The organism is Burkholderia sp. ABCPW 14, from assembly GCF_001523835.1.
GTDB lineage: Bacteria > Pseudomonadota > Gammaproteobacteria > Burkholderiales > Burkholderiaceae > Burkholderia > Burkholderia mayonis.
In genome coordinates, this window is record NZ_LOVS01000066.1 from 54,316 (window position 1) to 66,299 (window position 11,984).

General features: G+C 61.0%; 9 protein-coding genes and 1 pseudogene. All 10 read left to right on the forward strand.

The window, feature by feature from the left end; all coding sequences use genetic code 11:
* The first annotated feature begins 17 nt into the window (after positions 1 to 17).
* The 10 genes and pseudogenes from WS62_RS09115 (at position 18) to WS62_RS09160 (ending at position 11,747) form a co-directional block, all read left to right on the forward strand.
* Complete coding sequence (locus WS62_RS09115; protein WP_066570538.1) at positions 18 to 1,778, forward strand: bifunctional GNAT family N-acetyltransferase/PLP-dependent aspartate aminotransferase family protein; 1,761 nt, start codon at positions 18 to 20, stop codon at positions 1,776 to 1,778.
* A gap of 54 nt (positions 1,779 to 1,832) precedes the next feature.
* Entirely contained in the window at positions 1,833 to 3,206 is a 1,374-nt protein-coding gene (locus tag WS62_RS09120; RefSeq protein ID WP_066570359.1) for a lipopolysaccharide biosynthesis protein, read from the forward strand.
* A gap of 13 nt (positions 3,207 to 3,219) precedes the next feature.
* On the forward strand, positions 3,220 to 4,248 hold the full coding sequence (locus WS62_RS09125) for a glycosyltransferase family 2 protein (protein WP_066570362.1): 1,029 nt from the start codon (positions 3,220 to 3,222) through the stop codon (positions 4,246 to 4,248).
* A gap of 250 nt (positions 4,249 to 4,498) precedes the next feature.
* Entirely contained in the window at positions 4,499 to 5,707 is a 1,209-nt protein-coding gene (locus WS62_RS09130; RefSeq protein ID WP_066570363.1) for a glycosyltransferase family 9 protein, read from the forward strand.
* Positions 5,637 to 6,669, forward strand: a pseudogene (locus WS62_RS09135) (glycosyltransferase family 9 protein). The gene WS62_RS09130 and the pseudogene WS62_RS09135 overlap by 71 nt, the downstream one beginning before the upstream one ends.
* Positions 6,662 to 7,231 carry a DapH/DapD/GlmU-related protein gene (locus WS62_RS09140; RefSeq protein ID WP_066570365.1) on the forward strand — a complete coding sequence of 190 codons (570 nt, stop codon included), beginning with the start codon at positions 6,662 to 6,664 and terminating at the stop codon, positions 7,229 to 7,231. Before WS62_RS09135 ends, WS62_RS09140 begins: the two are co-directional and overlap by 8 nt.
* 12 nt (positions 7,232 to 7,243) lie before the next feature.
* Positions 7,244 to 8,290, forward strand: a complete 1,047-nt coding sequence (locus tag WS62_RS09145; protein ID WP_066570367.1) for a glycosyltransferase family 2 protein — start codon at positions 7,244 to 7,246, stop codon at positions 8,288 to 8,290.
* A gap of 3 nt (positions 8,291 to 8,293) precedes the next feature.
* Positions 8,294 to 9,343 (forward strand): hypothetical protein, encoded by a 1,050-nt coding sequence (locus WS62_RS09150; protein ID WP_066570371.1) that lies wholly within the window; start codon positions 8,294 to 8,296, stop codon positions 9,341 to 9,343.
* A gap of 243 nt (positions 9,344 to 9,586) precedes the next feature.
* Positions 9,587 to 10,303, forward strand: a complete 717-nt coding sequence (plcR, locus tag WS62_RS33065; protein ID WP_197422801.1) for a phospholipase C accessory protein PlcR — start codon at positions 9,587 to 9,589, stop codon at positions 10,301 to 10,303.
* 67 nt (positions 10,304 to 10,370) lie between these two features.
* Positions 10,371 to 11,747, forward strand: a complete 1,377-nt coding sequence (locus tag WS62_RS09160) for a pectin acetylesterase-family hydrolase (RefSeq protein WP_066570377.1) — start codon at positions 10,371 to 10,373, stop codon at positions 11,745 to 11,747.
* Positions 11,748 to 11,984: the final 237 nt, after the last annotated feature.

The window sequence follows — 11,984 nt, forward strand, 5'->3', positions numbered from 1 at the left end:
CGATGAATACTTCCGCAGTGAATGCATACAAAAAGGCGCTGGTTGCCAATTTCCGCTTTCTCAAATCCGCACGCGACATCCGCGAAGCCTATCTGCGTGCGATTCCGGTTGGCGATGCGGGCTTCCTCGTGCCGGTCGGCGAATTCAGGCAGGACGACTTCGACCTCCTGGGCAAGTTGACTCGTTGGCGCAACGAGCACGCGCATGTCTTTCCCACCCAGTTCGAGGCGACGGTCGAAAGCACCCGCGCCTGGCTGAAAGAGCTGCTTCTGGCGGTGGACGACCGCATGCTCTTCCTCGTCGAGGACAGGCACGGCCGGGCGGTCGGGCACATCGGCTTCAACGGCTGCCTGAACGACGCATGCCTGTTCGAGGTGGACAACGTCGTTCGCGGCGACACCGCGAGCGCAAAGGGGTTGTTCTCGCTGGCGTTGCAGGCGCTTGTCGAATGGGCTCGCACCACGTTGAACGTCGGCGGCTTCTTCCTGCGCGTGATGGACGACAATCCTCGGGCGATCGCGTTCTACGCGCGCAACGGTTTCGTCGAGGAGCGGCGCATTCCCCTCGCCCGGGAGCAACAGGGCGAGAGGCTGTCTTACCGGGAGGCGCGAGAAGGCGAGACGGTCCACAAGCATTTCGTTCGCATGGCTTATCGAAGCCATCGCGAAGCCGGCGGTTCGCTGATCCTGACCGCGGGGCCGTCGATCTCGGCTCGCGAAGCGGTCTATGCTTACGACGCGGCGGCAAACGGCTGGAACGGAAACGGGTCGAAATATCTGACGTCGTTCGAAACGGCGTTCGCCGATTATGTGGGCGTCAGGCACGCGATCGCGACATCCAGTTGCACCGGCGCGTTGCAGATCTCGCTGATGGCGCTGGGCATAGGAGAGGGCGACGAGGTGATCGTGCCGGATCTGACCTGGGTCGCCACCGCGAATGCCGTGCGCTACGTCGGCGCGACGCCCGTTTTCGCGGATATCGAACTCGATAGCTGGAATCTCGATGCTCGTTCGTTCGAAGCACTGATCACGCCGAGGACGAAAGCGGTCATCGCGGTTCACACGTATGGACACCCGGCGCGGATGAGCGCGATTCTCGAGGTCGCCGGTCAGCACGGCCTGAAGGTGATCGAGGATGCGGCGCCCGCCATCGGTGCGGAATGGCGCGACCGTCGCTGCGGCGCATTCGGCGATTTCGCGGCGTTCAGCTTTCAGGGCGCGAAGCTGCTCGTCACGGGCGAAGGCGGCATGCTGGTCACGGACGACGACGCTCTTTACGAAAAAGCCCTGAAGATCTGGGACCAGGGACGCAATCCGTCGAGGGCATTCTGGATCGACGGCGACGGCGTGAAATTCAAGATGTCCAACGTGCAGGCCGCGGTCGGTCTCGGCCAGCTCGAGCGCGTCGACGAATTGATCGAACTGAAGCGAAGGATTTTCGACTGGTATGACGAAGGGCTCGCCGACATGCGCCACGTCACGCTGAACCGCGAAGTCGCCGGCGCGAGAAGCATCTACTGGATGACGAGTCTGCGGCTCGACGAATCGGCGCCGCTCGGTCGCGACGATCTGATGAAGGCGCTGAAGGGGCGCAACGTCGATACCCGGCCCGTGTTTCCGGCCATTAGCCGCTATCCGATCTGGTCGCGCCGGCAGCCTCCCCAACCGACGGCGAGCCGAGTCGGGCAGCAGGCGATGAACCTGCCGAGCGGAGTCCGTTTGTCGAAAGACGAAGTCGTCTATGTCTGCCGGCAGATCCGGAATCTCCTAGAGGCCTGATCGATGCCCGGCAGCCGAACGCTTGCCCGTCATGTCCGCGCCGGCGCGCTGCGCATGGTTTATCGCGCGCGGGCGTCGCATATCGCCGGCGCGCTCGGCCGCTTGTGGCATCTGGGCGGCATCGATCTGCCGGTCGCCGTCACATTGCTTGCGCGAACGTGGACGGTCGCAGGCGGGCTCGTCACCGTGCTGCTGATTGCACGTTGCCTGTCGCCCGAACTGCAAGGCTACTACTACACGTTCAACAGTCTCGTCGCCATGCAGATTTTCGCCGAGCTGGGGCTCAATACAGTGCTGGTCCAGTGTGTCGGCCACGAGATGGCGGACATGCGGATCGTCGACGGGCGCATCGCCGGCGAGCGTCGCATGAAGTCACGATTGAGATCGCTGCTGAAATTCGGACTGGCCTGGTCCGGCGGAGCGGCGCTCGTGTTCATCGTGATTCTGCTGCCCGCCGGCTGGTCTTTCTTCAAGGTATCGGCACCGCACTCGCCGGACATCGCACTTCCCTGGACGCTGCTCGTGACGCTGACGGGCGTGGCGCTCTTGCTCAACGGGCTGCTCGCATTTCTCGAGGGATGCGGCCAGATAGGACAGGTCGCCTCGATGCGGCTGATGCAGGCAGTCGGTGCGTCGATCGGTGTCTGGGCGATGCTTGGTGCACGCTTGCAATTGCTGTCGTTCGCGGGCGGCCTTGCGGCCGGGTGCCTGATCATCGCCGTGTGTTTGTGTGTTGGATATCGGCGTTTGATCGTCGATCTGCTCCGTCCGGACGGCACGGCCTGCGCGGTGCACTGGCGCTCCGAGATATGGCCGCTGCAATGGCGGATTGCAGTGAGTTGGGCGAGCGGATATCTGATCTTCAATCTCTTCAATCCGCTTCTGTTTGCGACGCAAGGCGCGGTGGCCGCGGGGCGTTTCGGGATGAGCCTGCAGATCCTGACGGCGATGAACAGTACCGGCATGGCCTGGATCACCACCAAGGTGCCGCAGTTCTGCCGGCTCGTCGCACGGCGAGAGCGGGCTCGATTGGACGATCTCTTTCAGCGGACGCTTCGGCAGTCGCTGGTCTTTCTGGCGACCGGCAGCGCGCTCGCCATCGTGATCGTGACGCTCGCACAGAGTCACGTGCCGTGGCTGGGGAACCGGCTCGTTCCCGCGACGTCGTTCGGCGTGCTGTGCGTCGTTTGCCTGGCCAATCATGTCGTCTTCGCGGAGGCGGCTTATCTCCGTGCCCACAAGCAGGAGCCGTTCATGCCCGTTTCCGTGGCGAACGGCCTGACGACAGCGCTCGCCGCGTTGCTGCTGATTCCGGCGTTCGGCCTGGAAGGCGCCGTGTTCGCGTATGCGGTCGGCTCGGTGGGCATCGGCCTGATCGGCGGGACGGTCGTCTACGTGCGCAAGAAAGCTGATTTTTCGAATTTCTGACGACAGGCGCGCCATGCTGCTGACCATCGCGATACCCACCTATAACCGGGCGCCGCACTTGCGCGTGCTGATCGATTCGCTGGTCGCCCAGATCAAGGCGATGGACCCGAGGGACAGGTGCGTGGCGATACTGGTTTCGGACAACGCGTCAACGGACGGCACTGGTGAATATCTGCAGACACTCGCGACGCTGAGCTTCGTGACGATCCATCGGCATGCGAAGAATCAGGGGGCCGCGGCCAACGTCGTTCATTGCTTTCGCTGCGCGCTCAGCCGATATGTCTGGATCATCGGTGACGATGACCTGCCTCTGCCGGGAAGCATCGATGCCGTGCTGAGTCATCTGGCGTCCACCCGGCCGGATCTTTTTCTTCTGTCCGCCAAGTGGATCGCGGGCGATCTCGAGGATGTCGCACGCACGTACGGAAAGCCCGACGACGCGACGTCCGTCGACCGGATAGGGCTTTCGCTGAAGGCGTCGGTCTTGACGACATTCATCTCCTCCTGGGTCGTCAACAGAGAGGCGTACTTGGACCACTATGGCGAGGCAGGTATCGATCGCTATGGCGATACGTTATTTCCTCAACTTGCATGGGTGTTCGGTCTGATGCGCTCGGGGGCGAGATTCCTGTCCGCGGACAGCCCCTGGTTGCTGGCGACCGCGGGAAACAGCGGCAACTATGCGGTATTCGAGGCCTTCAGCCATCAATACAACAGGATCGTCGATCAGAGCTTTACGGATGCCGGCTGGCTGCGGGACTTTCATCGACGGAACATCCTGTGGAACTTTATGCCCGGTCTCGTCTGGTCGGTGCGGGCGGACATGGCGGGGCGATTCGAACCGTTCGACGCCGCCGCAGTGGAGAAAGTCCTGTCGTCCGCCTACGGTGGAAGCTTGTTCTTCGCGCTGATCGTCCTGCCGATGATCCGGCGCCGCACAAGCGTGGCGAAATGGTATTGGGTGCTCGCGCGCATCATGCGGCGATTACGAATCTGCTGGATCGCCGTTCGTTTTTCGATGCGCCGCTACGCCGAAGCTTAGCCAGGCGGCCTCGAATCGAACGCCCGCAAGTTTCCTGGATCGAGGTGGCGCGAGTATTTTAGGAATGCAGATGGCTATTCGCTGTTCAGATTGGCTGAATTTTAGAGCGATCCGATGCAATAAATTATTGGCATGCGGATTGTCGAAAACAAAAATGAAAAAAGCCTGCTTTCTATTTATAAAAGATGATCCGTTGATCAATCACTGGCAATCCTGAGCGGACCGGCCATTTTCCGCGTGCGGCGTCGACATGAAAATACTGTTCATCAAGCTTTCCGCTTTGGGAGACGTGCTGGCCAGCACGCCGTTGTTCGCGTCGACGAAGGCGGAACATCCGGACTGGTTCGTGGGCCACGTGGTTGCCCGAGCCTACGCGGCGGCGACGAGGAATAACGCGCACCTGGACGATCAATTCGTCGTCGATTCTCCGCTCTCGCTGAATCTCGTCGGGAAGGTCCGGGTCATTGCGGAAATATGGCGGTACGTGCTGCGTGGGCGATACGACATTGCAGTTGTGCTGCATCGGAGTTTTGTACTACAACTCATATGTCGCCTCGCGTTGGTAAAGAGAATCGTCGGATACGAAGGAAAATTTCGATTCGTCCTGAATCACGCCATTCCTTTTTCGATGCAGGGAAATCGAAGCGAGCTCGAATTGCGCTTGTTGAAATCAGCCGGAATCATCCATGACGAAAAGAAAGCGCTGGAGTTCGACATTGATTTCGACAATGTGGATTGGGAGCGGCTGCAAGCGTTGCCGGACGCGTTCGTCGCCGTCAATCCGGGTGGAGGCAATGCGGACGCATACGCAGCCAACAAGATGTGGCCCGCCGAGCACTACGGCGCATTGATCAAGCGATTGCGGTTGCCGGTCGTGATGCTCGGGCACGGCGCGGCCGACGAGCGTGTCAGGGACCGAGTGGCGGCGACGGGGGCGAGGTTCGTCGACATGATCGGGATGACGAATCTCGACGAAACGGCAGTCATTCTCAAGCGATCGCGCTTGTACGTGGGAAACGACAGCGCGCTTTTGTATCTTGCGGCATCCCTTGGCGTGACGACGGTCGGGATCTACGGGCCAACCGATCCCGCTGCGTTCAGTCCGCTGGGCGCGAACAATCTGTGTTTGAGCGGCAAGGCGTCTTGTGCTCCGTGCTATTCGTCGCTGGATGGGCTCGGCGGCCGCATGTACACATGCACGGACAACGTATGCATGAAGACAGTTACGGTCGAATCCGTCAGCGAGAGAATCCATGCAGCCCTCCATCAAAATCAGAATCTACAAGTGGCTGGACCGGATGTTGTCGGAACTGGTCAGGATCGTGCCGCATCCGAAACGGGCGATCGAGCGCGGGCCCGCGCGCGTACTCATCATCAAACTGTCGGCAATGGGGGATGCGTTGTGTCTGTTTCCGGCCGTCCGCCAACTGGCGGCGGCGTTTCCGGCAGCGAAGATTGACTGGCTGACATCCAACCGGTCCAATCCCGCGTTGTTCGACGAGCTGCCGTTCATCCGCACGATCTTCGTCACGCCGCCGTCGTTTGCGCGCGTGCTGGCGTATCTGGCGGGCTGGCTGATCAAGGCGCGCCGCTACGATCTCGCGATCGATTACGACCAGTATTACTGCATATCGGAGCTCGTCGCGGGGCGGTCCGCGTACAGCGCGGGCTTCAAGACATCGCTTAAGGGCACGACGTTTTCGCTGAGCATCGAATACGAGCCGCTGCTCAACGAGAAGATGATGTTCCGCAAGCTGACCGAGCGAGTTATCGCGGTTTATGGCGCGTCGAGTCCGGAATACCGGGCCGAGTTGCCCGAGCTGATCGAGCGGTTCGAGCCGGGCGAGAAATTACGGTTGCTGCGCAAGCAGTTGAAGGAACATGGCAAGCCAGTCATCGGCATCTATCCCGGATCGGGAGCGAATGCGGCGTTCAGACGCTGGGATATCGGCAACTACGTGTCGCTGATCGAGCACTACAAGGATCGCTTCGTCTTCGTGATTTTGGGCGGCCCGGACGAGCATGACTTGCAGGCCGATCTGAAGGATATCGAAGGAGTGTGCAACCTGATCGACACGATGTCGCTCAAGGAGGTGGCCTGGCTCATGAAATATTCGATCGATCTGGTCGTCGGCAACGACGGGGGGGCTGCTTCACGTCGCCGAAAGCCAGGCGGTTGCGACCGTGGGAATTTTCGGGCCCGCGCTATACAGGAAATGGGGCTCCTTGCAAGTCCGTTCGATCGGCGTCGAAAAGGATCTGCCATGCCGTCCGTGCCTGAAGAACTACCTCGGGACCGTGCCGTCGACGTGCTGCCTGGGCACGACCGCATGTCTGACCGCCATCTCGACCGAAGACGTTGCGCAGGCAATGCATCGGATCGTTCATCAGATCCACGTCGTACCGTCCGTTCATGCTTGAGCGCCTGCTTTTCTTTTTTTACCGTCTCGGGCGGGCGGGACGCGCCTGGGCATGGCGCATTGCCGGGCAGCCCGCGTTTGCACGCAGGGGACGGGCGAACAAGATCTTCGGATGGCGCTCGATCCGAGTGGGCAAGGGTGTGACCATCGGCGACGCATGCTGGATCCAGGCTGTCGAACGTTACGGAATGCAGACGTTTCGACCGAGCATCTCGATCGGCGACGGCGCGCATCTGTCGGATGCGGTGCACATCAGCGCGGTCTCTTCGATCGAAATCGGACATGGCTGCCTGCTGGGCAGCCGGATCTACATCGGAGATCATGCGCACGGCGATTCGGCGGACGCCGATCATCGGCCCGTGCCGCCGGCAAGGCGCCCGCTTGCGCGCATCAAGGAGATCCGGATTGGGGACAATTGCTGGATTTGCGACGGTGCGATCATTCTGGCCGGCACGCGTCTCGCTCCCGGGTGCATCGTCGCCGCGAATGCCGTGGTCAGGCTGACGGCCGATGCGGCGTGCCTGATAGCCGGCAATCCGGCAACGATCGTCAAACGACTATAGGGAGCGAGGATCTTGCCGATTTCCATCACCGTCGGCGTCCCGGCCTATTCCAGGCCCGACGAGTTGCGCGAACTGATCGAGTCCGTGCTCGCGTGCGAGCTTGCGCCGGACGAGTTGCTGATTTGCGAGGACGCGTCGCCCGAACGGGACGCGCTTCGGCGGATCGCCTGCGCGTATCAGCGCGCGCTGGAGGAAAGGGGATGTCGATTGCGGTATGTCGAAAACGAACGCAATCTCGGATACGACGGCAACCTTCGGATGTTAATCGCGCTGGCGTCGAGCGACTATCTGCTGCTGCTCGGCAACGACGATCAGCTCTATCCGGGTGCGATTGCCGAAACGAGGCGGTATGTCGAGGCCCATCCCGACATCTGCTTCATTTCGCGAACGTATCGCCGGTTCAGCGGCAGTCGCGATCGCGGCGTGCTGAACGAGACGTGGCTCGCGAAAGCGGATGCCGTGTTTCATCGCGATAACGCGTCGCCGCGCCTGATTTTTCGGTTGTGCGGATTCGTCGGCGGACTGATCGTCAAGACCCGATGGGCGCGAAGCCTAGCAACGAGCCGATACGACGGCTCGCTCTATTATCAGTATTACCTTGCGTGCCACGCCTATTTCGGGGCGGGGATCGGATACATCGGCAAGGCGATCGTCGCCGGACGGGCGGAGAACCCGCCGCTTTTCGGTCATGCGGCCGCGGAGGCAGCGGTTCACGTGCCGGGCGCATACCGGCCGACGGCCCGTGCGCGGATGTGGCGAGGCGTCCTCGACATGTCCGCCGACATCGAAAGAGCGCTGGGCGTGTCGCTGGTCGAGGCCGTCACGCGGGAAATGGCCGGACGCCAGTCGTTTCATATTTTTGAAATGATGCCGGCGCAGGGCAGGCGGGCGACGCTCGAACTCTTCGTCGAATTGAAGAAGCTCGGCCTGGTGCGCAGTCCGCTGCCCTGGCTGCTTGCATCGTTCGTCCTGACGTTCGGATCCGCCGCGGCACTGGGCTTCAGGGCGCTCAGATATCTGCAGTTCAGGGTCGAGCGAAGCCTTCGGATCAAGTGCTGAATCATGTTCTTTTTCTATTTCCTGTTCCTGATTTTCTATTGGTCGCCGGCAATCGTTTTTCAATGGGGGACATACGGAATATTCGACGATGCGGTGCCGCTTTGGTACAAGACGTTGCGCTTGATCGTGCCCGTCTACGGATTCGTCGTCCTTGCAAGGCAGCAGTACTACACGCCCGCGCATCTGCTGTATTTCGTATTCGGAGCGTGGTGCATCCTCGCGTCGGGCGATCTTTCGACCATCGTCAACGTGCTGGTATTCTGCGCGACCCTCGTCGTCATGCAAGGGAGGCGGATCGATGCGTCGGATCTCCGCAAGAGCATTGCGGCCTCGCTGCCGTTCGTTTATGGCATGGGACTTCTCGAAGTGTTCGGTGTATTCGTGTCGGCACATACCTATGGGAGCGAGCTGCGCGTGGTCTCGACGTTTGGCGGCCCCAACAACGCCGGCATCATTTTCTCGTCCTGGGCGCTGTATTTCATTCTCGAATTTCGCAAGGCGAATCGGCTATGGGATCTGGGCAATGCGGTGCTCTGCCTGTGCTTCGTGGTACTGACAGGCTCGCTGAGCGCCGCGGTCGCGTTGGGCGCTTGCGCATTACTGTTGAGCTGGTATTTGATCGTCTTGGCGGTGCTCGTCGTCGTGCCCACGTTCCTGATCAACGACTTCTTCGTGCTCAAGCTGACGTATCTCCTGGCGGCCCTGAACGGGCAGGGAGAGACGACCGGGTCGTTTTCGGATCGCGTCGATAACATCGCGACCATCGCGCGCTTTGCAGGCGAAAATTTCGTCAATTTGATGATGGGAAGCGGCCTGCATTCGGAGAGCGATTTCCTGTCCGTGCTGGGGCAATTCGGTGTGGTGGGACTATTCCTCTTCATCGGCATCCTGTTTACGCTTCCGCGAAACATCTTCATGCTGCTGGGACTGTTGCAATCGGCGGTGACGCCATTCTTCTTCTCCTTTCCCAGTTTCCCGCTGATCGCACTGCTGGCTGCCAGCGAAGATTCGCACGACGATCGACGCAGGCGCGCCGTGTCGATTGCGGGATGAAGCGTCGCCGCACGCAATGGGTAGCGATAAGCGGTCGTAGCGAAAAGGCCTGGAGGGGATGGGCGCTTGCTTGTGAACGTCCTTCCGATTGATTCGGCGCGTTTATCCACATAAATGTGCACTAATCCTCTAGACGAATCGTGGATGGCTTCTAGTGCCGACTTTGACCACGCGTGCATTTCGACATAGAACGTACTCGAAAACAAGCAATGCGAAGCCGCGACGGCTCGATAAGGAGACGGCGTGAAAAAACCGAAAGCGCGTTGGCTGGCAGTGCTGCTGTTGGTCATGCTCGGCGTCACTGTTGCATCATGGCGAAGCATGACGCTGCCGCAGCCGGTCTCCACTCGGCCCATGCGATCCGACGCGATGGCAAGCGGACGGGGCGAGCCGCCAATCGGCGCGTCAACCGAGGATGCACTTGCCAACGCTGGTCCCGCCGAGCGTCGTCTGGATCTCGTCGCACTGCGAAAGAGTCTCGCAGGTCGCGAGGATGCGGAACAGGAAGTACAGCGCGTCGTCGCGTTCGCGCGTTTCCGCGATCGGGTCGCTGCATACGGCAGCGGTAGAAACAGCATGCCCGAGACGGAAAGGGCCATATTGGCCAGTCAGATTCTGGCAGAACTGCCCGAGCACGTCGCGCGCAACGAAATTGTCCCGGTGCAGGCCGAGGCCCTCAGCGCGGCGCTGATTTCCGATGCAGCGGTGAATCCCGCGACGCGAAGCGCGGCCATCCAGGCAATGAGACAACAGTGGGACGGATATGCCCGGCAGACCGTGGGGGTGTCGCCGGCACAAGACCCACGCTATCTGAGCTACGCCCGGCAGAGCCGAGACATCGTCCAGCAGGTTCAAGCGAGCGTATCCGATCCCGAACAGCAGCAGGTCGTCATCGCCCAGCGCCTGCAAGCACTGCGCGTGCAACTATTCGATCGAGCGGCTCCGACCGAAACCCATTGAACGCGCCGCGTGCGCGTCGTCGCGCGTGAGCACGGCGGAGAACCAGGTCAACTGAAATGGAGCAGAGATGTCAGCTTCCAAATTGCTCAGGTGCTTCTGCGTCGCCGGTCTGCTAACCGGCGTCACCGTCAATGGACATGCCGCGGATGCGGCGATGCCTGATCCGTCGATTCCCTATTATTCGTGGTACGAAATCACGCTGCCGGAAAGCAGCGGCGCATCGTGCGGCAACGGTACACCGATGCGCTTCTATATCAATCGCGCGCAATCGAACGATCTGCTCTATATGATGGAACCTGGCGGCGCATGTTGGGATCACGGTACCTGCACTGAAACCGCGACCGGTGCGGAGGCGGGACTCGGCGCGTTCAATCCCGATGGCATTGCGCACAACTACGTGAACGGCACCACGCAGCAGAGCCTGAAATCGTCGTTCCTGTCGCCGCTGATGACGCGGATGGATCTCGCGCATATCCTCGTCGGCGAGCCGAAGGTGGAGACACAGGAATGGACACAGGTGTTCGTTCCATACTGCACCGGCGACATCCACATGGGCAGCGCGGTGCGCAACTACACCTCGCCCTCGGGCGATTGGCGGATCCAGCACTACAACGGACTGAAGAACGTCCGAACGGTCGCGCAGTGGCTCGTCGCTCACGGATTCGGCAAGCCGAACCGGTTGCTGGTGTACGGGATGAGCGCGGGCGGCTATGGAACGCTCGGCAGCTATGCGACGCTGCGCAACACGCTGCAGCCGCAAATGCACAGCTCGCTGCTCGACGATGCCGGCACGGTCTTCAATACGCGCTTCGATGCCGATCCGGCGACGCATCCGTCCGTCGGGTTGTACGCCAGAGTGCGCACCGAATGGGGCATGTCCGGGCCCGACGGCATGATTACGATAAACAGCCGGCTGACCCGAAACTTCGATCCCGACAACATGGGCAGTGCCTACGCAGCGCTATCGGCGACCTATCCACACGACCGCTTCGGCTTTTCGACGTACCGACGCGACAAGGTCATCGCTGCCTACCACTACCGCGCTTTCGTGCCCGCGGTGATCGCGGCGCTCGACGACGCGACCAAGGACAAACTATCGCTCGCGATGTTCGACGAGGAACTGGATAACCTGAAACGGGTGCTGAATCCGTTGCCGAACTTCGGTTACTTCATGCCTTGGGCGCGCGACGATTTCATCGGCAACCACCAGGTAACCGCGGTCAGCTTTACCGGATCCGGCATCCATGAGAACGGCATCGATGCGGATGTCGGAACGTTCGTCGGCGATCTGCTCAACCAGAAGGACCCGGCGGATGCGCCTGTCATGAAAGCGTACCGAACGGAGCAATGGTCGGATTTCACGTTCTCGACCTTCCTTGCCTGGATCGACAGCATCTTCAACTTCACGGGGGAGGCCGGGCCGATTTCGGGGCACCGGGCCTGACGGCGCAAGCCGGGGCCACGTCTTTTTCACTCGACGCAACACCGGGTACCTCGACGAGGCGACCGGCGGTGGAATGGCGTGGCCATTCGGCAAGTGAGTTCTCTTTTATCCTGAGCGGTGCCGCCGATTCTTCGGCGTATCGCAATGGGATCGGCTGCGGGCGTGCGGAACGCCTTTGCCTTCAACGGCCGCGACGTGTTCGTCGCGGCCGTGTATCGATCGGCGCATGCTTGCGAT

What these genes read in the sequence shown, in the direction of transcription:
- WS62_RS09120 (WP_066570359.1), top strand. Translation starts at nt 1,833, where the DNA reads ATGGTTTATCGCGCGCGGGCGTCGCATATCGCCGGCGCGCTCGGCCGC.
- WS62_RS09125 (WP_066570362.1), top strand. Translation starts at nt 3,220, where the DNA reads ATGCTGCTGACCATCGCGATACCCACCTATAACCGGGCGCCGCACTTG.
- WS62_RS09130 (WP_066570363.1), top strand. Translation starts at nt 4,499, where the DNA reads ATGAAAATACTGTTCATCAAGCTTTCCGCTTTGGGAGACGTGCTGGCC.
- WS62_RS09140 (WP_066570365.1), top strand. Translation starts at nt 6,662, where the DNA reads ATGCTTGAGCGCCTGCTTTTCTTTTTTTACCGTCTCGGGCGGGCGGGA.
- WS62_RS09150 (WP_066570371.1), top strand. Translation starts at nt 8,294, where the DNA reads ATGTTCTTTTTCTATTTCCTGTTCCTGATTTTCTATTGGTCGCCGGCA.
- WS62_RS09160 (WP_066570377.1), top strand. Translation starts at nt 10,371, where the DNA reads ATGTCAGCTTCCAAATTGCTCAGGTGCTTCTGCGTCGCCGGTCTGCTA.